This is a genomic window from Winogradskyella pelagia, assembly GCF_017581965.1.
GTDB lineage: Bacteria > Bacteroidota > Bacteroidia > Flavobacteriales > Flavobacteriaceae > Winogradskyella > Winogradskyella pelagia.
Map to the genome: position 1 here is coordinate 61,272 of NZ_JAGEVF010000004.1, position 21,226 is coordinate 82,497.

Consider the following 21,226-nt stretch of genomic DNA (forward strand, 5'->3'; position numbering starts at 1 on the left):
TAATGCCCAAATTAAATAAAATAAAGTTCGCCATTATCCTATTATTACTAACAGTGACCTGCGAGCGCGATGATATTTGTGCTGAAGGGACCGAAACCACGCCGCGCATGGTAGTTGGTTTCTACGATGTTTCAAATCAAGAGGAATTTAAAAGTGTCTTAAGACTTACAGCTTATGGAGAAGGTCTTGTTTTAGATGAAAATGGCCAACCGAGCCAACCAACAAGTAGTTCGGAGGCTACATTGGTTTTTAATTCTAATACAACAGAGCTTTCTTTACCATTGCGTATTGGTAATGAAGGTGAAGAAATAACCACTAGATTTATACTAGAAAAAAACACAAACCTTAGGCTCGATGAAGACCCTAATACGCAATCGAATGAAGATATTATTGAAATTAAATACAAACCGCAATTTGTATACGTATCTAGAGCGTGCGGTTATAAAAGTATTTTTACGGAATTGGAAGTTTTACGTGTTGATGATTCTGATAATTGGATAATAGACATACTTATTGACGATACCATTAATGCCACTGTTGAAAACGAAAATAGTATTCATGTACAGATATTTCATTAAAATACTGCTTGTCTTTTTGACGTTTTCAACTTTGGGAATTGCTCAGAATGATGGCGAGGTAGTTAAAGACACTTTAATCTATAAACAAAAATATGGCCTACGAATAGGTGCTGATATTAGTAAATTAGCGAGATCATTTATTGATGAGAATTATACTGGTATTGAAATTATGGCGGACTATCGCCTAACAAAACGGATTTATTTAGCAGGTGAAATTGGAAATGAAGAGCGTACAATTGAAAATGAAGTACTTAGTAGTACTGCCAAAGGAAGTTATTTCAAAGGTGGGATAGATATGAACTTTTACAGAAACTGGCTAGATATGCAAAACATGATATATGCCGGTTTTAGAGTTGGTGCAAGTACGTTTAGCCAAACACGAAATAGCTACGATATTTACAATGTGAACAATCAATATTGGGATGAACAATTTTCTATTCAAGAAGCTCAAGAATTCAATGGACTAACGGCAATTTGGGGAGAGCTTATTATTGGTTTAAAAGCAGAATTGTTTACTAATTTCTTTGCAGGAATCAATGCACAACTAAAAATATTAGTCTCGCAAACATCTCCAGACAATTTTGAAAACCTTTATATTCCAGGGTTTAATAGAACCTATGACAGCGGTAGTTTTGGTTCTGGATTTGGATTCAACCTCTCCTATCTTATCCCAATATTTAAAAAAGATAAGATTATAGTTAAGGATATTGAATCCAATAATTAGGACTATTAAATTATCTACTTTTCTACCATTTTTTAAATTGATTCTATTAAAATAATTACCTATCTTTTCTATGCTAAAATTCTATGTATGGAAAAAGAATCCATTGCCAATTTAATTGATGAAAAGTACAGCGCACTTATAGAGTGGATAGAAAATCATCCTGATGAATTATGGACTCATGGTCCTGAGGGTAAATGGACTACAGGACAGCACGTCCTTCACGTATTACAAAGCACAATACCGCTAAATAATGCTTTAAGTCTTCCAAAATTTGTTGTGCGCTATAGGTTCGGAAAAGCCAATAGAGCTGTTCGTGAATATGATGCCATAATTAAAAGATATAAAGAGCGTTTAGAGCAATCTAAAGGAAAAACCTTTAAGGGATCACAGAATATGAAGATACCGACTCTTAGCGATAAACATTACTTAATAAACAGAATACAAACGGAAAGTAAAAAGCTTCAGTATAAAACAAAGAGAATTTCCGAAAAGAATTTAGACACTTTAGTTTTGCCCCATCCTTTAATGGGTAAAATGCCTGTTAGGGAAATCATTATGTGGTCAGCATACCATGTTGAGCATCATTTAGACATCTTAAAAAAGAAATACAGTTAATTTAAGTCTAAAAGGCATTTATTCCCTTTGGAAAACTAATTCATTTATTTTGTGTAACTTAAACATCATAAATTCAATCAACTATGAAGTTCCGTTGCTCAATTTCCCTCAGTTTCATTTTTTTCTTTCAACTTTTTTTATTTTCCCAAAACGATATAGTTATAGGAAAAATGGATAGCGTAAAGTCCACAATCCTAAATGAAACAAGAAAGTTAATGATTCATGTCCCTGAAGAAGCCACAAGTGATCTTTATGTAAATAAAAACTTTCCTGTTATATATCTTTTAGATGGTGATGCACACTTCAGGTCTGTTGTTGGACTTTTAGAACAATTAAGTAATACTTCAATGCCCAACATGATAGTAGTGGCCATACCTAATACAAACAGGAACAGAGATTTGACACCTTCTAAAGCTGAACCCTCACCACCTATGGTTCCACAAGACTTAGCTGAACAATCTGGAGGAGGCAAGAATTTTATGAATTTTTTAGAGAAGGAGTTATTCCCATATATTGAAAATAAATATCCTACCGCTCCATACCGCCTTTTAATCGGTCATTCATTTGGAGGCCTCTTTGCTATGGACGTCCTCCAAGATAAACCAGAGCTTTTTAATGGTTATATTTCTATTGACCCCTCGATGTGGTGGGACAACAAAAGGTTATTAACCGCATTTAAAAATTCAAATCTTAAAGGTGCTAAATATCAGAACAAATCACTCTATTTAGGCATTGCAAACACCTTGGATTCGGGCATGGATACAACCTCTGTTAGAAAAGTGAAGGGGCCTGAGGTAGCTCATATAAATTCTATTTTTGAAACACGAGATTTACTAAAAAACAATTCCTCTTCTGATATTGAATTTAATTATAAATATTACGAAAATGAATCTCATGGTTCGGCTCCTTTAATCACCACCTATGATGGTTTAAAACAAATTTTTAAGTTTTATGAATTTGAAGTAAAGTATGAAGATGTTACGACTCCAAATTCAGACGTTGTGAGTAGAATGAAGGCGCATTATACTGAGGTTACTCAGACGTTGGGATATGAAAATAAGCCCGATGAATCCATGGTAAATGGCATGGGTTATCAATTAATGCAAATGGGCAATATGGATTTAGCAGAACAGTTTTTTCAGATGAATATTGATTATTATCCTAAAAGCTTTAACGTTTATGACTCCTACGGAGATTATTGTCTAGCAACAAAGAATAAGGAAAAAGCAATAAAAAGCTTCGAACAGGCCCTTGCTCTAAAAGAAAACCCTGCTTCAAGAAAAAAACTTGAAGAATTAAAAACAGATTAATTATTGATTTAAATAATTGAGGACGTTTTGTTCTATTCTTTTTTGAATCGCCGATACATCAGCTTTTACAAAAGGTTCACCTGTAATGTTTTCGTAGAGTTCTATATAACGTTCACTTACTGTTTCTATATAGTCATCACTCATAAAAGGCACTGACTGACCGTCTAGACCTTGAAAACCATTAGAGATGAGCCATTGCCTAACAAATTCTTTAGAAAGCTGCTTTTGCGCTTCTCCCTTGGCCTGTCGGTCTTTGTATCCATCAGCATAAAAATAGCGTGATGAATCTGGTGTATGGATTTCGTCAATTAAGACTATTTTGCCATCCTTGGTCTTACCAAACTCATATTTTGTATCCACAAGAATTAAACCTCGCTCTGCCGCTATCTCCGTACCGCGTTGAAATAATTTTCTGGTATAATCTTCAAGCACCAAGTAATCTTCCTCTGAAACAATACCTCTTTTAAGGATCTCTTCTCGAGAAATATCCTCATCATGATCACCTTTTTCTGCTTTAGTGGCAGGCGTAATTATTGGTAGAGGGAACTTATCATTTTCTATCATTCCTTCTGGCATTGTTATCCCACACAACTGTCGCTTACCTAGTTTATACTCCCTAGCTGCATGACCAGACAAATAACCACGGATAACCATTTCTACCTTAAAGGGTTCGCAGAGATGCCCAACTGCCACATTTGGATCTGGAGTAGCCACTAACCAATTTGGAACTAAATCTTCTGTAGCCTTCATCATTTTAGTTGCAATCTGATTGAGGATTTGGCCTTTGTAAGGAATTCCTTTTGGCATTACTACATCAAAAGCACTAAGCCTATCTGTAGCTACCATAACCAAGATTTCATCGTTGATATTATATACTTCCCTTACCTTTCCTTTGTAAAGACTTTTCTGGTTAGGAAATTTAAAATTAGTATCTATTATTGTATTATTCATGAGTAATCTATCTTAGCTTAATCCCTATTTTCAATGCTTTTATAGGCCGCAATTACCTTTTTTACAAGTTTATGGCGTATAACATCTTTATCATCTAAATACACTATACCAATACCCTCAATATTTTTAAGTACTAATAATGCTTCTTTTAATCCGGAGATGGTACGGCGTGGTAAATCTACTTGACCAGGATCGCCTGTCAACAGAAACTTAGCATTTTTACCCATTCTGGTTAAAAACATTTTCATTTGGGCATGGGTGGTATTCTGGCCTTCATCGAGTATAACAAATGCATTGTCCAGAGTTCGCCCACGCATAAAAGCTAGAGGCGCTATTTGTATAACACCTTTCTCAATGTAGCTATCTAATTTTTCATGAGGAATCATATCACGTAATGCATCGTATAGAGGCTGCATGTAAGGGTCTAGTTTCTCTTTTAGGTCACCAGGAAGAAATCCAAGATTTTCCCCTGCCTCTACAGCAGGTCTGGTTAAAATAATGCGCTTTACCTCTTTACTTTTTAAAGCTTGAACGGCCAGTGCAACACCTGTGTAGGTTTTTCCTGTTCCGGCAGGTCCAATAGCAAAAACCATATCATTTTTACGGATGGTTTCTACCATCTTCCTTTGATTGACCGTTTGGGCTTTTATAAGTCTGCCACCAACACCATGCACAAGAACATCTCCACTCTTGGCAGATGTAGAATAATCTTCACTGCTATTACTGGTTAAAACACGCTCAATAACATTTTCATCTAGCTTATTGTAACGTCCAAAATGCTGCATAAGCATCATCATTCGTGTATCGAATTCCTCTAGGAGGTCTTCATCACCATAAGCCTTGATTTTATTACCTCTTGCAACAATTTTTAATTTAGGAAAGTACTTTTTTAAAAGTTCAATATTAGCGTTTTGAGCACCAAAAAATTCTTTAGGAGTTATTTCTTCGAGCTCTAAAATAAGTTCGTTCAAAAGGCTGTTTGATTTAGTGTGTTAATCTGTTTTCTTTTCTTAGTTTTGTGAATCAAATCTAACAATTTTACAACGAGGATTCTAGAAAAAATTATCAACAATAAAACCTATGGCAATAATCACTTTAACAACTGATTTTGGCGAAAAAGATCATTTCGCAGGTGCCATCAAAGGGGCAATTTACAGTCAGTTGTCCGATATTAGAATTGTTGATATATCGCACTCCGTTTCTCCTTTTAACATCTCTGAGGCCGCTTATATTATTTTAAATGCCTACAGCAGTTTTCCTAAAGGGACTATTCATATTATCGGTATTGACTCCGAGTTAAATCCTGATAATAAGCATATTGCCGTTAAATTAGATGAGCATTACTTTATATGTGCTAACAATGGTATTATGAGTATGCTATGTTCTGAAATTGCCCCAGAAAAAATAGTGGAGATTAACATTCACGACAAAATAGAAACGAGTTTTCCTGTTCTAGATGTATTTGTTAAGGTAGCTTGCCATGTCGCAAGAGGTGGTACGCTTGAGGTCATTGGTAAAGTTATCAACAACATAAAGCCAATTAAAAATTTAGTGCCTTTTGTTAATGATGAAAAAAATCAAATTATAGGCACCGTTATTTACATAGATAATTACGGTAATGTAATTACCAACATTAAGCGAAAGTTTTTTGAAGGAGTGCATAAAACGAGGCCTTATGAGATTTCGGCAAGAAACCATAAATTCAATAAAATCCATACAAAATATAGCGATATCGTAAATTTTGAAATTGAGGAATCTAAACGAAATGACGAAGGAAAAGGTTTGGTAGTCTTTAACTCGTCTGGCTATTTAGAAATTGCCGTTTACAAAAGCAATTGCAATACAGTTGGAAGTGCTTCAACCTTAATGGGCTTAAAAACTATGGATACAGTAACTGTTAACTTTTTGAAATCCTAAAATTGTGTTTGTACGTATAGTTAAAATGACATTTCACCCTTCTAATATCGAAACGTTTAAAACGAATTTTGATAAAAATAAAGACGCTATTAGAAGTTTTAACGGTTGTTCTTTTCTAGAATTATATCGCGACAAGCACAATACCAATATTTATTTTACGTATAGTTACTGGGAATCTGAAGAAGCCTTAGAATCTTATAGAACATCCGGATTGTTTAAATCGGTTTGGTCTAAAACCAAACCTTTATTTGCGGCCAAGCCAGAAGCTTGGAGTGTAGATAAAGTTGTATCCTTGCAATAACAGATTGCCGATGATTAATTAAACGTAGATGGCATGCTAGCAATTTTAAAAAAAGAAATAAATACATTTTTTAATTCACCTATCGCCTATCTTGTTATTGGCATATTTTTATTATTAAATGGTTTGTTCCTTTGGATATTTAAAGGCGAATTCAATATTTTCGTCTCTGGTGTGGCAAGCCTTCAAAACTACTTTATACTTGCCCCATGGGTATTATTATTCTTAGTTCCGGCAGTTACCATGCGCAGCTTTAGTGACGAAAAGAAACAAGGAACTTTGGAGTTATTACTAACCAAACCTCTTTCCTATACTCAAATAGTTTTAGGAAAGTATTTTGGAGCCTTTGGTTTGGTATTAATTGCCATTATACCAACACTATTGTATATCTATACTTTGGGTAATCTAAGTATAGACAACTTATCACTTGATTATGGCAGTATTTTAGGCTCTTATATTGGACTCGTTTTTCTAATTGGTGCATACGTAGCTATTGGGATATTTGCTTCAGCATTAACAGACAACCAGATTGTTGCATTTATAACCTCTGTTTTTATCTGTTTTTTCTTCTATTTTGGTTTTGAAGGTCTTTCGCAATTCGTCATTTTTGGCAATGTTTTAGCTTTAGAACATTTGGGAATGTCATCTCATTTTAATAGCATGGCCAGAGGTGTTTTAGATTCGCGAGATATACTGTACTTTATAAGTATCACCGCTGCCTTTGTACTGTTTACTATTTTCAAAATAAAAAACAGTAGAGTATGATTATAACCCCTTCACTTATCGTTTTTTTAATAATAGTATTTATAGCATTATTCTTGTTTTTAAATACCATAGACCGACGAAAATGGTTAACTGGCATCATTGCTTTATTGCTAACACCGATTGCCTACTTCTATGTGTTTTATCCTTTTATTAATATTATTAGTAATTACCATCACCAGAAATATTTTAACAGTGAATTATGGGTTGACAATCCCTCACTACGTTATGAAATTATGGATCATATGATTACATCAGACACATTAATAGGACTTACTAAAAGAGATTTAGAAAATCGATTAGGAACCTACGAATGGCTATCGTGGAATGATGTAAAAAAGCAACATGATAGTACCAAATGGAATTACGGATTAGGAATAGAACCTGGTGCTTTTAATAAAAAGAAGGAGTGTATAGAAATTATTTTCAAGAACAACACGGTAGCAACTGTAGTACCTTATCAAGAGATTATTAATTATGACAAAGCTGAAGAATAATCGAGTCATCTATATAGCAGTTGTCATCGTTGGGTTGTTTCTTATCAATTATCTTTCGGAGCTTTTATACTATAGGGTAGACTTAACAAAGGATAAAAGATATACCCTTTCGGACACCTCAAAATCTATAGTTAAGGACTTAGAGTCTCCTTTAGTCTTGGATATATTTTTAGAAGGAGACCTTCCTACTGAATTTAAGCTTTTACAATCTCAAGTCAAGGACTTTATAGAGGAATTTCAATTTGTTTCCAATAAGATTTCAGTCAATTATATAGACCCATTAGAAGATGAAGAGACCAGAGAACGAAATATCAAAGAATTGACTAATGCTGGCCTTAATCCTTTTATAAATACTGATAAATCAGATGGTAAGATTACCCAAAATCTAATCTTCCCATGGGCTTTTGCTAGTTACAAAGATAAAACGGTTAAAATTCCTCTACTAAAGCGGAGTATTACAAAACCACTGGCTGAGCAGGTAGACAATTCCATAGAAGTTTTAGAATATGCTTTTAGCAATGGATTTGATAAACTCATAAAACCTAAAGCCAAGAAAATTGCAGTACTTAGAGGCAACGGTGAACTTGAAGATATTTATCTCGCTGATTTTCTTAAAGCTCTTGGGCCACACTACAATATTGCACCATTTACATTAGATAGTGTTGCAAATAATCCGCTTAGAACGCTAAAAGATTTAAATCAGTTCGATTTGGTTATTGCGGCCAAACCAACTGAGGCTTTTTCAGAGGAGGAAAAACTAGCATTAGATCAATTTATAATTAATGGTGGTAAAAGTTTATGGCTAACAGAGGCCGTAGTAATGGATAAAGACAGTTTGTACAATGATAAAGGAACTACCGTTTCTACACTTAAGGATTTAAATCTTAACGACTTTTTCTTTAAATATGGCTTAAGAATTAATCCAAGTTTAGTAAAAGACCTCTACTCCGCCCCAATTATGCTAGCCTTTGGTGAGGGAAGTCAAGCACAATTACAACCTGTTAAATGGCAATATGCACCCTTAGCATCAGCCAATCCATCGCATCCAATGACCAAAAACCTTGGTTTAGTGAGATATGACTTTGCTAGCCCAATCGACACATTAAAGAATACGATTAAAAAAACAGTATTACTTCAAAGCTCTGAGCAGTCAAAACTAGAAGGTGTGCCTAAGGCAATAGCACTGTCTACGGTTACCCAGCCACCAGACGAAGCCACTTATAATGCTGGTTCTCAAAACCTAGCAGTACTCCTCGAAGGTAATTTTACTTCCGTCTATGACAATAGGGTATTACCATTTAAGATGCCCGGATTTCAAGCTCAAGGAAAAGAAAATAAAATGATTGTTATTTCAGATGGCGATGTGATTAAAAACAATGTTATTAAAAACAGACCCCAAGAATTGGGCTTTGATAATATATCAGGGCAAGCATTTGCCAACAAAGAATTTTTACTAAATGCTGTAAGTTATTTATTAGACGATACCGGACTTATAAACATTAGAGCTAAGGAAATAGACATAGCTTATCTCGATGCTAATAAAATTAAAAATAATAAGACCAAATGGCAGCTCTTAAATATAGTCTTACCTTTAGTTTTACTGGGTGTTTTTGGATTGTTATTTCAATACTTAAGACAACGCAAATACAGCTAGATTTTGTTAATAAGTTTGTTTTAGAAAACCCTCCTATTAAGATATATTTGTAGGATAAACCTAAAGTATTAAAGAGGAAAAGTAAAGATGAAATTTATAGTTTCTAGTACCTATTTATTAAAACAGCTTCAGACGCTTGGTGGCGTTATTAACAACAGTAATACACTACCAATTCTTGACAATTTTCTGTTTGAATTAAATCAATCTAAATTAACCATATCAGCTAGCGATTTAGAGACAACCATGTCCTCAACAATTGATGTCGAAAGTGATTCTGAAGGTAGTATTGCATTACCTGCAAGATTGTTATTAGATACGCTGAAAACCTTTCCGGAACAACCATTGACGTTTGTAGCAGAGGACAACCATACGGTTGAAATAAGCTCAAACCACGGTAAATATGCATTGGCTTATGCAGATGGTGCTGAATTTCCTAATGCTGTATCAATAGAGGATGCTAGTACCACGACTATTATGGGTGATATCTTAGCAAATGCTATAAGTAAAACTATTTTTGCTGCAGGAAATGATGACTTAAGACCTGTAATGAGTGGTGTGTTTTTTCAGTTCTCACAAGATAACTTAACTTTTGTAGCAACAGATGCTCACAAACTAGTAAAATACACGAGAAACGATGTTAGCGCCACAGTATCCGCTGAGTTTATTATGCCAAAAAAACCGCTTAATTTATTAAAGGGGATATTAGCTGGGAATGAAGACGATGTGTTAGTAGAATACAATGAATCTAATGCAAAGTTTACATTCGATAATTCTGTGCTGATTTGCCGTTTAATCGATGGTAAATATCCAAATTACGAAGCCGTAATTCCAAAAGAAAATCCAAATAAACTGGTAATTGATAGAACACAATTTTTAAATTCTGTAAGACGTGTTAGTATATTTTCTAATAAAACCACCCATCAAATCAGACTTAAGATTGCAGGTGCAGAATTGAATATTTCGGCAGAAGATATAGATTACAGTAATAAAGCGGAGGAGCGTTTGTCTTGTGATTACCAAGGAGACGATATGCAAATAGGATTCAATTCGCGTTTTCTTACGGAAATGATAAATAACTTGAATTCAGACAATGTGCAATTAGAGATGAGTCTCCCCAATAGGGCAGGTATTTTAACACCAATTGATGGATTAGATGAAGGTGAGCATATTACTATGCTGGTTATGCCCGTAATGCTCAACAATTAATAATCTTATTTTTGAATTTAATGATATTAAAAAGGCTCGCTAATTGCGAGCCTTTTTACATTATCTCTTGAGATATTGAAAAGATGCTTCGAGCTTGCTCTAAGCATAAGAATTCAATACTAAACATAACTAACTAACAAAATTAAGAGATAAAGGATAGCTAGGTAATTCTCCATTACTAGCTTTTATAGCATTTACAATTGGCATAACAAAAGCTATAATGCCAATTAGAATTAAAGTTAATATACCCAATCCAAAAACAAAGATTAACGGAATACTTATAATTGAATAGATTAAAACACTCAATTGAAAATTTAGAATAGACTTACCGTGCAAGTCCATACCTTCAACATTGTCTTTTTGTGTTGCCCAAATCACTAAAGGAACTATGAGTCCTCCAAAACCAGTAACATAGGTTAAAAGCTGAGCTAAATGCGTAATAACAATTAGTTGATTGTCTGTACGCTTCATTGTATGATAATTAGATTCCATTTATAATAGTATTACATATATATGACGTGTATCACATCAAAATGTTACAAAAAAGAGCACAAATCTTGTGCTCTTAAAAACAATTGAAATAGTTAGTCTAGCTGTCCTCTTTTCCTTTGCCGCTAAGCATAAAGTTAATTAAGACCCCTATAAGTATAACAACAACTAGAGCAAAAACACCAATCATAATAACACCGTTGCTCCAGTCGTATAAAAGAGCTGTTAATAAATTTATCATAGTAAATTATTTTATCGGCTATAAAATTACCAGATGCTTTCTAAAATAAATATGATAAATGTCAATTTAGAAAGAAATTTTAAACATTAATTAAATGGTACAACCTCTAAAAATATATCAGCTGTATTATTTATGTTCTGTTCTAAATCCTCTTTCTTTAGACCACTTGAAATAGAGATAATATCACCATTATAATTTTCAAAAATAACATGTGGATATCCTATGGTTATTGAAGTAGAAACCTGCTGAGTAGTTCTATTGTATACAATAGCCTCCTTTATATGATTACTTTCTGTAGTTACTTGCCAATCTGGATCATTATTAGTACCAAAAATTCTATTGCCGTCAATACTCAATCCAGAAGAAAAGAATGGCTCTCCAAAAGATTCTAACAAAGAAAACGTCTGTGTTGAATATAAGCGATTTTCTAAATAGTTGATTATAAAGTCACCTGAGGCGCTATATTCGGTTTTGTGATTCCACCCGTCTAAAATAGGAATTGGCACAATTGCTTCAAAAACCAAGGAACCGTCAGTCTCAAGGTTATACACGTAGCTATTGTTTTCGTTATTGTGTCCTACAAGAAGTTTATCATTGTTAAGAGAAAACACCTGATAATAATAATTACCCTGATGATTTGGGAAATGTGGTTGAACATCGATTAAATCGAAGTTCATATTATCTCTAGTGAAGGTATATACATCGTCATTATCAACGAGAATCCAATAGCCATTATCCGAGAATGTAAAATCGTTGATACTTATAAAACCTGCACCTGCTGAAGGATTCAAAGTATATTTATACTCTAGTGTAACGGCATTATAAACAAATAATTCATTAGCCTGTTCAAAAATCAATTCCTTACCAAATCCAGAATCTATAAGCTTCATTGGTACTGCAGTTGAAGATTGTGGTTCTAAATTGGCAACGGCTTCCGTTTGTTTGGTTAAATAATTATACCTATGAATATTTTTTGAAAAGCCAGACCCACTTTCTCGTCCATAGAAATAAACAACCGGTTCCTCATAATCAACAGCAATAAAATCGATATCCTGAAAACCTATAATCTCATCTCGCATAAAAGGTACCTGCCAGTAGGTTGTTACATTTGCAACGCCTGTTGGAGATTTATTGCCAAAAATATTATGAACATATAATATGTAATATGGATTTTCCAAATAAGGAGGGTTTTCTTCTGTAAAGGAAGTATTCTCGGGATCGTCTATACTAACAGCCGTATAAACTTGTTTACCAGAACCTGTTATGTTAGCATCATAATTTGAGTACACTAACTCATAGTGCGAAAAATAAGGGTCAGTACTTTGTGCCCAATTAAACTCAATACTTGTACCCACAACTTGCGGTTGCTGCAGATTAACAGCCTCAACATAAATATTGTCTGTCCATACCGATTGCACAAAACTTTCGCCTAACAGACCTTGGTCGGTATAAACTCTTAAGTAATAACATAAATACTGCTCGGTATCAGGGTTTAAATCAGTAAACTCAGTCACTTCAATATTAGAACTCGTATAGATAAGTTGTGCATTTGCAATGGAGCAATTATCCCCAAAACTTCTATAAATCTCATAGCGGTCAAACTGATTGAAACCATTATAAGGTTGCCATGTGAAACTAATAAGGTTTTCGAAGGCTTCATCTTGATTGCGAATAAAAGTTGGTGTTACCGTATCAATTTCTATGGGTATATAGCGCTGAAGATAAAAGGTAACAATATCCAATACACCATCATCATCGATATCTAATCTTCCCTTAAAAGAAAACTGGTCATTACTGAAACTTGTAACCACTAAGTCCTCAGATTGCTGAAACTGATTAGAAAGTGTGATAACACCATTGTTAAGCTCCCAACTTAGCGTATTGACCTCGTAACTGCAATCGCTTCCTAGGAAGAGATATTCCGTATAGACGGCGTTTTCTGAAAAGACTAAAAAATCCCTTCCACAGTCAGAGTAGTTAATCGGAACATCAAATATGTCATTCTCATATTCTATATTAAAAATAGCCCATGTCCCAAGCAAATCATTTTGCGTAACACTTGTTAAGGCTCCGTTATAAAAAGCAAGTGTTCCATTTGAATTGTCATCATCCTTGTCACAGGAAAAAACAAATACTAAAAGTAAAAACCCAAGTACAAAACTAACTTTAGACATAGCAATTAATTTAGCTATGATAAATATAAAAATACCTGAGAAATATCTGCAGTATAATCGTACAGTATATTTCTAATACAATTTTATAAAATGTCTTATGAAAGCTATGCTGTCAAATCTTTAAACCTTAATTTACATCATCAAATTTTCGGCTGTTTTTCATATCTTTAAGATTATAATTTAATTTTTAATAAAAAGTATTATACCCTAATGAATACTAGAATTCTTCTATTAATCCTAATTGTCTTTGTTTGCCCTTTTCAAAAATCAAATGCTGATCAACTTCTTCAGAAGTCCCAAAATGATACTATCCAAGCTGAATCAAATAAGAGTAGTCTAGATCCTATAGGTCGCTCAAATCCCAGAGGTACAGTGGATGGTTTTCTTAGGGCTTTAGCCAATGAGAATTTTTTAAGAGCGGCTGAGTATATTGATTTCTCGCAAACTAACATTGGTGTTATTGACTCCTCTTCTATAGGGACAATAGAAGATATTGAAATCGTATTTAATAAATACGGAAGCATTTTGCCGGTTAGTATCATAAATAATTCGACCGACGGTGACATTAATGACGGTTTAGACGTCAATATTGAAAATGTTGGAACTTTAGATATTGACAAGAAAAAAATAGCCATAAACCTTGAGAGAATCAAAGTAAAAAGTGAGGCCCCTATTTGGTTGATCTCTGGAGAAACAACCAAAGCCCTTTTAAACTATATAGATTCTACTGAATTCTCTAGCTTGGAAAGTCCAATCCCAGACGAACTTTTGCAGGGCAAATGGAAAGGAGCCCCATTATTTGATTGGATAGCTATAATAGTCCTGGCTTTTGCTTCATATATGGCAGCATGGCTTATTACCACACTCATAAAACTAATTGTACGTTCCCTTTGGCGTGGTTACAGTCAAAGTAGGTACAGTAAATTTCTAAGAACGCTTTTAATACCATTACGCTTAATTATAGCAGTAGCAATTGTATTAAATATAAGCCGTATTGTAGGACTATCGATTGTGGTAAGACAAGCATTTAGCTATGTGAACCTAATAGCCTTGTGGACAGCTTTATTCATTTTTATTTGGCTTTTGATTGATACCATATCATCAATTGGTGAAGACCGGCTGCGGGAGCGTGAAATATTTGGTGGCCTATCTGCAGTTTCCTTCCTTAAAAACAGTGCTAAATTTGCGCTTGTCGTTATTGCTATATTAATTGTTTTTGAAACCTTAGGGTTTAATGTTACGGCAGGTATTGCGGCATTAGGAGTTGGTGGTATTGCCTTGGCTTTAGGTGCTCAAAAAACAGTTGAAAATATTGTTGGCGGCTTATCTGTTGTTTTTGATCAACCGGTAAGTGTTGGCGACTTCTGTAAATTTGGTGATACGGTTGGCACAGTTGAAAAAATTGGTATGCGTTCTACCAGAATTAGAACCTTAGGCCGCACTTTAGTAACCATACCAAATGCGGATTTTTCCTCCCAACTCATAGAAAATTACGCTGAAAGAGATATGTTTTTGTTCCTGACAACATTAGGGTTGCGCTATGAAACCTCCTCTGATCAAATGCGGTATATTTTAGTGGAATTGAGAAAAATACTTTACGCACATCCAAAAGTAGATCCAGAGCCCGCACGTGTGCGCTTTTTAGGCTATGGAAGCGACTCCTTAAAGGTTGAAATTTTTGCTTATATACGTGTGGCAGATTGGAATGAATATCTTGGTGTACAAGAAGATATCAATCTAAGAATCGCAAAGGTCATTGAAGATAGTGGTAGTGGATTCGCGTTCCCATCACAAACTGTCTATATCTCGCAAGACCAAGGTTTGTCAGAAACTAAAAAGGCAGAAGCCGAAGCCAAAGTTAAAGAATGGATTGATAACAATGCGTTACAAATACCAAGTTTTGATAGCCAAACTATTGAATCGCTGAAAAATACTTTGAAATACCCTCCCAATGAAGGTAATACCTAATACATGATTAAATTGTAATCTAAGTTTGCTTTGGAAAAGCCGTAATTTCAAACGCTGCTGAAGCCACTTCCATTCTACCATTAGAGTTACGAACGGCAAGTAGTACTTTTTCGTATATCTTATCTTTTGTCGAGCCTCTCATTTTATAATCTACAACATAACGCAGCGTAAATGTAATCCAATTCTCATCAAACTTCATTAAAACAAATGGATCTACCCTAGCATCCTCTACCATATACTTCTCAGTCATTTTAAGCCAATAATCCTTAGCTTCTTGAGCAAAATCACCTTGTACATCCATTAAAATTTCTAGGAATTTTTTCTTGGCATATTCAAAGTCCCCTCCGGTTTTTATAGGCACCTGAATCTCATCCCATAAAAAAGGAAAATCTCCTGAATAGTTATGGACAGGGGCTTTAAAAATAAAGCTATTGGCCACTTTTGTAATACGGCCATTATAACGGTCACCGTCGATCCAATCTCCTGTCTCCATCAAGGAGGTTCTTAACAGCCCAACATCAATAACGTCGCCTTTTATTCCTCCTAGTAGGACCCTATCGCCTACTTTAAAAAAATTGGACGTATGCAAAACCAGATACCCAGCAAAACTGGCTATTACCTCTTGAAATGCAAAGGCAACACCAGCACCAGCTACACCTAAAACGACATTTAGTGCGGATAATTGGTTACTAAATACAACCAAAGCTACAGTTATAGCAGCTATATAACCGATGATATTCACAAACTTCCTTGCACGATACCTAGAGCTTGCATCAGGGATGTGCCTTGGTATAATTCGTTTTATTATTAACGAAATTAAAGTGATGACAATAATGGCTATAACAAGAGAAAAGATGCTCTTTCCTAAACCACTTTTAAAAAAATCTATAATCTGTTCCATAGGTGTTTATGTAGCCAACTACTTAATCGGTCTTGATAAAGGCCAGTATCTCTTTGCCGTCCTCATCATCAAAAATTAAAAATTGTTTATCAAATCTGTAACTGCCAATCTTGGTAAGGGCTTCATTAAAGCGATTTGGTACTTCCATATCGTCACACATTTTACGAGTAGATCCTATGCCACCAACAGCTATTTCACTTTCCGTAAGGCTTGTCAATGTACCAAAATAGTCGTTACAGCCGTCATTGCCATATATCTTCATTTCTGTGGTGTTTACTTCTAACCGAGGAAGGGACACCATTCTATTTAGAGGATATCCTCCAATACGAGCGACAGTCCAAATATCGTGAATCCGAGTTTTATGAGATGTTTTTGCCATTTTCCTATAAACTAACTTGGGTAATTTATCTTCACCATGTAAGGTCAGTGTCTCATTTTCTACGTTAAAATTTGTACACTCCTGTAAAATATTAAGATACTTGTCCTCCAAATCTTGATACTCGCATATACGTAATGTATTTAACACCTTTCCAAGGCTTAAGGTACTTAAACCAATGGATTCAATGGTACCATTAAACACATTGCAACCTCCATTGCCAGAAATTCGCATATCCTCAAAGTTAAATGAAAGTGATGGAGTTACAGTATCTTGATTAATTAATTCTTCTCCAATCGATTGTAGTATCCAATCACAATTTAACTCTATCCTCGTATCTGGCACTGTCTCTAATTCCTTAATAAAAGTATACTCTAGAGCAGATGCATCATCTGGAACTGTATCTTTCTTTTGCGTCACCTCTACCTCTACCTTTTTAAGGTAGCCTTCTTCAAAATTGAATCCCTCAATGGCAGAATAGAATAATTCCCATTCGGCCTGATCCAGACGTTCCGATTTGGATATAAGCAAACAATCAGATAATCCGGTGCCAACATCACAAGTAGTTTTAAATCCACTTACCCAAAAAACTTCAGTTGTAGATTTATCATTTCCACAAGACAGCATTACGAAACACAATAAAGAATAAATAATTAATTTCATTTGGATTGAGATTTAGATTTTTGTTTGCCTATGAGATACCCTAAATAGAACGGCAATCCTAAGACAACTATAAACAAAAGAATAAAATACAGGATTAAACTGCTCAAAGTATCACCTATACTATCAAAAGCCGTTTTTATGCCTTCATCTACTAAGGTATCTGCCTTCTCTGTTAAAGCAATGCGCTCACGTTTAATAATAGAATCTAGTGCTACGCGTTCTCGCAACAACATGCTATCCACTGAGGTCAGGTCTTCCGATAAACTTTCCATTGCTGAACCAATTTCATAATTGAGCCCTTCAAACAAAGGACTAATATTATATCTAAATTCGATAATAGCATCTTTAATGGTCTCGGGCGAATTTTCCGCTACCGTAATTAATCGCTCAAATTGGCGATCTATTTCCGCCATTTTAGCCTCAAAATCCATGGAATCAATTCCCTTTTTCTTAAGCAGCATTTCAGCCTTCCAATTAAGACGTTTACTCGAAGCGTCGGAATAATACCCAAACCTATTGGTGGCATCTGCAACCACTTCAGATAAAGTACCAACCGTTTGAACGGCTGTACTATCTGGTATGTCCTTAAACTTTAAATAGTCTTCACGAATAGATTTATGCTTAAACTCTTGTTGAAGCAGGAGCGGCGTATTTTTAGCGTAGTCTTCAACAAAGGTCTTAATCTTTTGAAATTCCTTAGTGGGTAAAACGCTTGCTGCAATACGCTCTATTCCGTCTATATTTTGATTAACAGCATCTATAGCTATAGGTTTGTAAGTACCAAAAACAGGCTCTAATTTTGGATTTTGAAAAGATTGCTTGACTTCTAAAAAATAAGACCAAGTATCCATCAAGGCGATTTTAGGCTCAGTTTGAAAACTCAGTTTCCCTAACTCTTCAGAGGTTTGAATTTTCCAATACAAAGTATTGATTTGAATATCCTTATCATCAACAGCTAATTTTGTAATACTGTCAGCAGCCAGTTCTACCCTATCCATGGCGGTCTGGGCATAATTTTGGGTCAGTAATCGTGTGTTTAGCTCCCGTGTCCCGAGAGGCTTCTGTTCGCTTTCAATTTTAACGAGTGAGCATGAAGAGATACATGAAACCAAAAGCACGAATGCAATAAGCCTCACAGTATGTTTAAATGAACTAAATAAGCGTTTACTTCTATATAGCATATGGTTGGTGTTAGGAAATAGCCTTAGCCAAAACGTTTTATTCAAGTATTTTTTAAAGGTATTTTATTCATAAATCAATTCAAAATTATTTACCCATAGTTCGCTACCAATGGCACCAGTAAAAAAGTCTCCCAAGGCACTGGATGAGAATACCACTGTTATATGTGTTGGAGTGTCTTGTGGATTTCCCCAAGATTCATCATCCCTAATATTAGCATATTCAAATTCTGGATCTGAAGGTGTGAGTTCACCATATTTTATCTCCACTTCTAGATTGCTAAAATTGTTAACTGTAGTGCCACTTCTAAACCAACCTGTACCAATTCTCTCAACGGCATCTCCTTCTCGCTTTTCCAAAAGGACATATATATCACATTGGTCACCTCCTGGCAAAGGGTTTCCATCTTCATCTTCGTAAGACGGTCCAGGTGTATATAAATAATCAAGGCTGAATGCACTCGGCCTACCATTAAAAGGTGTCCCAAAATTAATGTTTGATCTAGGATCTACCGGATTTGGAAAACCTTCTGTAAAACTTCCAGTAAATAAAGTCGCCGCTGCCATTCTAACCAAAAGTGGTGCCTCTACACTAGTTAATCGGGCGGCAAAATCTCCACCCCCTAGGTCTTCAGGATTGGTGTTGGCATCACCAGCAATAGCTAAAGCTCTATTTGCCGTTCCCCAAACGGTGTTGTCAGCGTCTTGTCCGGGTTGTTGGTAGTCACTTACATTATACCAGAGGTCAAAACTACTATTCGGTAACTGTGGGTTTGGAAGTGCCGCTACTGCATTTATAGTCCATTGAGCTGTTGAATTATCTTCTGCCGTAACAGTATAAATCACAGGTTCTGAAAAGTCTTGAACGTCATTAACGGTCGGTGAAATGCTAGCGAGATTGGATATTTCAATTCGTGATGGTGTAATACTACTAAGGTTAGCTTCTTCACTCATGGGTATAATTACCGTTCTTTCGTCGCTATTAATTGTTGTGACTCCCGCCTGTCCGGGTAAGTCAAACGCTTTTATTTCCTTAAAACTAGATAGCCCAAACTCATCGTCAGAAATACAGCTATTGAAGCCGATTAGTGAGACAAGAAGCACAACTAAAAATGGATGTTTTTTAAATGTCATAATTTTTTATTTAATCATCTTAATTCATTGTAACTGTGAGTTTATTATTTATTAAAAATAATAAGCCACACCAAGGTTTAAGGCTAGTAGGTTTAACTGTAAATCTATGCTGGTAGTTTCCACACGTTGTTTGTTGGCTTCATTATTATTTAGAACCTCTTCTTCAACTCGTGTTTTTAGCCCTGCAATATTAACCGTTGTCTCAAAGGCCCAATTCCTGGTAAAAAACAAGGCCACACCAGGGCTGACTCCAAGATTAAACTCAAAAAAATCACCATTAATTTTATCTATGTCGTCCACTCTAAATATACGCTCCAAGGATTCCCCAAAGGTGAAACCGAGCTCGGTCTGTACTATAATTTGTAGTTTACCCTTTCCAATAGGAATGTACTGACGTATGTTAGGCGCAATAGACAACCCTTCCTGTAAGCGTTTTGAAGTAATTTCTTGATCATTTTCATCTAAGAAGGTTATATCTTCTTTTTGCCGACCGTATCCCAATGACAATCCTATTGTGAAATTATCTTTAATGGCATAACCACCATTTCCTACAATTCTGTAATTTAAACGGTCTTGGTTTACGACCTGTCTGAGGAGTTGATCTTCATTTTCAGCTTTACGCTGATCTAATGAAAAGGTGAGTGCACTATAATACCGTCCTTTTTTTATCCCGTATTCTTCTTGGTTATCATCAAGATTTTGCGCATTACCCTGTAGTCCTAACAGAACAGTTAATCCGAGAGCTAATAATTTAAATAATATTCTCATTGGTTACTCAATGTGTTATTAATATAATGATTAATCTAAAGTTTGAATGCCGCCACCATTGACAAACAAGACCTGACCACTTACCCACTCAGATACCGGAGCTGCAAAGTACAATACGGCACCTGCAATATCTTCAACTTCACCAAGCCTTTTTATTGGAGTGCCCTGAAGCATTTTTCTTTCTATTTCTGGCGTAAGAACCTTAGCTAGAGCTGAGGTTTTTGTTGCTCCTGGACCTACACAATTCAGTCGTATACCAAAAGGACCATAATCATGTGCCAAGTTTGCTGACATATGAATTAAAGCTGCCTTTGAGCTTGCATAAGCACTCATATTAGGGCTTTTATTGATTGATGCCATAGATGTAATATTAATAATGGAACCATATCCAGCTGCCTTCATATGCGGTGCGCACAATTGAGATAAACGCCAAGCACTGAACAAATTAAGCTCAAAGACCCATTTAAAGTGGTCTACATCAATATTAAAGGGATTTTCTCGGCCACCTCCGCCGCCGCCAGCATTGTTGACCAAGATTTCAATACTTCCAAACTGGTCTATAGCAGTATGAACTAGGTCTACTAAGTCTTGGTCTTTGGTAACATTGCAGGTAACAGCAGTTGCTTTTCCACCCCTGCTATTAATTTCATTGGAAACCTTTTCTGCATCTTCCATTTTCAGGTCTGATACGACAACATTAGCACCAAATTCAGCAAGGGTTTCACAGCAGCTTTTTCCAATACCATTACCTCCTCCTGTAACTATTGCCGTTTTATTTTTTAGATCAAAAAAATCTGCTGGATTCATGTATTTTTTATTAAT

Annotated in this window: 22 protein-coding genes; 11 read left to right on the forward strand and 11 right to left on the reverse strand. The window is 35.2% G+C overall.

The annotated features are described in order from the left end of the window. Positions 1–2 precede the first annotated feature (2 nt). The 4 genes from J4050_RS06350 to J4050_RS06365 all read left to right on the forward strand — a co-directional run bounded on the left by J4050_RS06350 (position 3) and on the right by J4050_RS06365 (position 3,227). Entirely contained in the window at positions 3–578 is a 576-nt protein-coding gene (locus tag J4050_RS06350) for a DUF6452 family protein (protein ID WP_208153454.1), read from the forward strand. Continuing rightward, entirely contained in the window at positions 559–1,302 is a 744-nt protein-coding gene (locus J4050_RS06355) for a DUF6048 family protein (protein ID WP_243878568.1), read from the forward strand. The genes J4050_RS06350 and J4050_RS06355 overlap by 20 nt, the downstream gene beginning before the upstream one ends. 87 nt (positions 1,303–1,389) lie before the next feature. Beyond that, positions 1,390–1,917 carry a DinB family protein gene (locus J4050_RS06360; RefSeq protein WP_208153456.1) on the forward strand — a complete coding sequence of 176 codons (528 nt, stop codon included), beginning with the start codon at positions 1,390–1,392 and terminating at the stop codon, positions 1,915–1,917. Positions 1,918–2,087: 170 nt separating this feature from the next. Further along, complete coding sequence (locus J4050_RS06365; protein WP_208153457.1) at positions 2,088–3,227, forward strand: alpha/beta hydrolase-fold protein; 1,140 nt, start codon at positions 2,088–2,090, stop codon at positions 3,225–3,227. Here J4050_RS06365 and J4050_RS06370 read toward each other — a convergent pair whose 3' ends face one another. Both J4050_RS06370 and J4050_RS06375 read right to left on the reverse strand, forming a co-directional pair. Continuing rightward, positions 3,228–4,178, reverse strand: a complete 951-nt coding sequence (locus tag J4050_RS06370) for a phosphoribosylaminoimidazolesuccinocarboxamide synthase (protein ID WP_208153459.1) — start codon at positions 4,176–4,178, stop codon at positions 3,228–3,230. A gap of 17 nt (positions 4,179–4,195) precedes the next feature. Next, positions 4,196–5,149: a PhoH family protein gene (locus J4050_RS06375; RefSeq protein WP_208153461.1), complete on the reverse strand. Its 954-nt coding sequence runs from the start codon at positions 5,147–5,149 to the stop codon at positions 4,196–4,198. A gap of 109 nt (positions 5,150–5,258) precedes the next feature. On the opposite strand from J4050_RS06375, the gene J4050_RS06380 reads away from it, so the two are divergent. The 6 genes from J4050_RS06380 (at position 5,259) to dnaN (ending at position 10,512) form a co-directional block, all read left to right on the forward strand. Next, the gene (locus J4050_RS06380) at positions 5,259–6,095 is read left to right on the forward strand and encodes an SAM hydrolase/SAM-dependent halogenase family protein (protein WP_208153463.1); all 837 of its coding nucleotides are present in this window, start codon (positions 5,259–5,261) and stop codon (positions 6,093–6,095) included. Between the two features lie 4 nt (positions 6,096–6,099). After that, positions 6,100–6,396: an antibiotic biosynthesis monooxygenase gene (locus J4050_RS06385; RefSeq protein WP_208153465.1), complete on the forward strand. Its 297-nt coding sequence runs from the start codon at positions 6,100–6,102 to the stop codon at positions 6,394–6,396. Positions 6,397–6,429: 33 nt separating this feature from the next. After that, on the forward strand, positions 6,430–7,158 hold the full coding sequence (gene gldF, locus J4050_RS06390) for a gliding motility-associated ABC transporter permease subunit GldF (protein WP_208153467.1): 729 nt from the start codon (positions 6,430–6,432) through the stop codon (positions 7,156–7,158). Further along, positions 7,155–7,652, forward strand: a complete 498-nt coding sequence (locus tag J4050_RS06395) for a C2 domain-containing protein (protein ID WP_208153469.1) — start codon at positions 7,155–7,157, stop codon at positions 7,650–7,652. The genes gldF and J4050_RS06395 overlap by 4 nt, the downstream gene beginning before the upstream one ends. Continuing rightward, positions 7,633–9,306, forward strand: a complete 1,674-nt coding sequence (gene gldG, locus J4050_RS06400; RefSeq protein ID WP_208153471.1) for a gliding motility-associated ABC transporter substrate-binding protein GldG — start codon at positions 7,633–7,635, stop codon at positions 9,304–9,306. Before J4050_RS06395 ends, gldG begins: the two co-directional genes overlap by 20 nt. An 87-nt stretch (positions 9,307–9,393) precedes the next feature. Next, positions 9,394–10,512 carry a DNA polymerase III subunit beta gene (dnaN, locus tag J4050_RS06405; protein WP_208153473.1) on the forward strand — a complete coding sequence of 373 codons (1,119 nt, stop codon included), beginning with the start codon at positions 9,394–9,396 and terminating at the stop codon, positions 10,510–10,512. Between the two features lie 129 nt (positions 10,513–10,641). On the opposite strand, the gene J4050_RS06410 is transcribed toward dnaN, so the two are convergent. From J4050_RS06410 to J4050_RS06420, 3 genes are all read right to left on the reverse strand, one after another. Next, positions 10,642–11,004, reverse strand: a complete 363-nt coding sequence (locus J4050_RS06410) for a DUF4870 domain-containing protein (RefSeq protein WP_208153475.1) — start codon at positions 11,002–11,004, stop codon at positions 10,642–10,644. A 97-nt stretch (positions 11,005–11,101) separates the two neighbouring features. Next, positions 11,102–11,242: a hypothetical protein gene (locus tag J4050_RS06415; RefSeq protein ID WP_208153477.1), complete on the reverse strand. Its 141-nt coding sequence runs from the start codon at positions 11,240–11,242 to the stop codon at positions 11,102–11,104. 86 nt (positions 11,243–11,328) lie between these two features. Continuing rightward, positions 11,329–13,416 (reverse strand): lipocalin family protein, encoded by a 2,088-nt coding sequence (locus J4050_RS06420; RefSeq protein WP_208153479.1) that lies wholly within the window; start codon positions 13,414–13,416, stop codon positions 11,329–11,331. 210 nt (positions 13,417–13,626) lie between these two features. On the opposite strand from J4050_RS06420, the gene J4050_RS06425 reads away from it, so the two are divergent. Next, on the forward strand, positions 13,627–15,384 hold the full coding sequence (locus tag J4050_RS06425) for a mechanosensitive ion channel family protein (protein WP_208153481.1): 1,758 nt from the start codon (positions 13,627–13,629) through the stop codon (positions 15,382–15,384). 19 nt (positions 15,385–15,403) lie between these two features. Here J4050_RS06425 and J4050_RS06430 read toward each other — a convergent pair whose 3' ends face one another. From J4050_RS06430 to J4050_RS06455, 6 genes are all read right to left on the reverse strand, one after another. Continuing rightward, positions 15,404–16,285, reverse strand: coding sequence for a mechanosensitive ion channel family protein (locus tag J4050_RS06430; RefSeq protein ID WP_208153483.1), 882 nt, complete (start codon positions 16,283–16,285; stop codon positions 15,404–15,406). A gap of 22 nt (positions 16,286–16,307) precedes the next feature. Next, on the reverse strand, positions 16,308–17,324 hold the full coding sequence (locus tag J4050_RS06435) for an META domain-containing protein (RefSeq protein WP_208153485.1): 1,017 nt from the start codon (positions 17,322–17,324) through the stop codon (positions 16,308–16,310). After that, complete coding sequence (locus J4050_RS06440; protein ID WP_208153487.1) at positions 17,321–18,505, reverse strand: hypothetical protein; 1,185 nt, start codon at positions 18,503–18,505, stop codon at positions 17,321–17,323. Before J4050_RS06440 ends, J4050_RS06435 begins: the two co-directional genes overlap by 4 nt. Positions 18,506–18,568: 63 nt before the next feature. Then, the gene (locus J4050_RS06445) at positions 18,569–19,636 is read right to left on the reverse strand and encodes a PCMD domain-containing protein (RefSeq protein WP_208153489.1); all 1,068 of its coding nucleotides are present in this window, start codon (positions 19,634–19,636) and stop codon (positions 18,569–18,571) included. A gap of 51 nt (positions 19,637–19,687) precedes the next feature. Continuing rightward, on the reverse strand, positions 19,688–20,404 hold the full coding sequence (locus tag J4050_RS06450; protein ID WP_208153491.1) for an outer membrane beta-barrel protein: 717 nt from the start codon (positions 20,402–20,404) through the stop codon (positions 19,688–19,690). Between the two features lie 30 nt (positions 20,405–20,434). Beyond that, positions 20,435–21,211 carry a glucose 1-dehydrogenase gene (locus J4050_RS06455; RefSeq protein ID WP_208153493.1) on the reverse strand — a complete coding sequence of 259 codons (777 nt, stop codon included), beginning with the start codon at positions 21,209–21,211 and terminating at the stop codon, positions 20,435–20,437. Between the last annotated feature and the right edge of the window lie 15 nt (positions 21,212–21,226).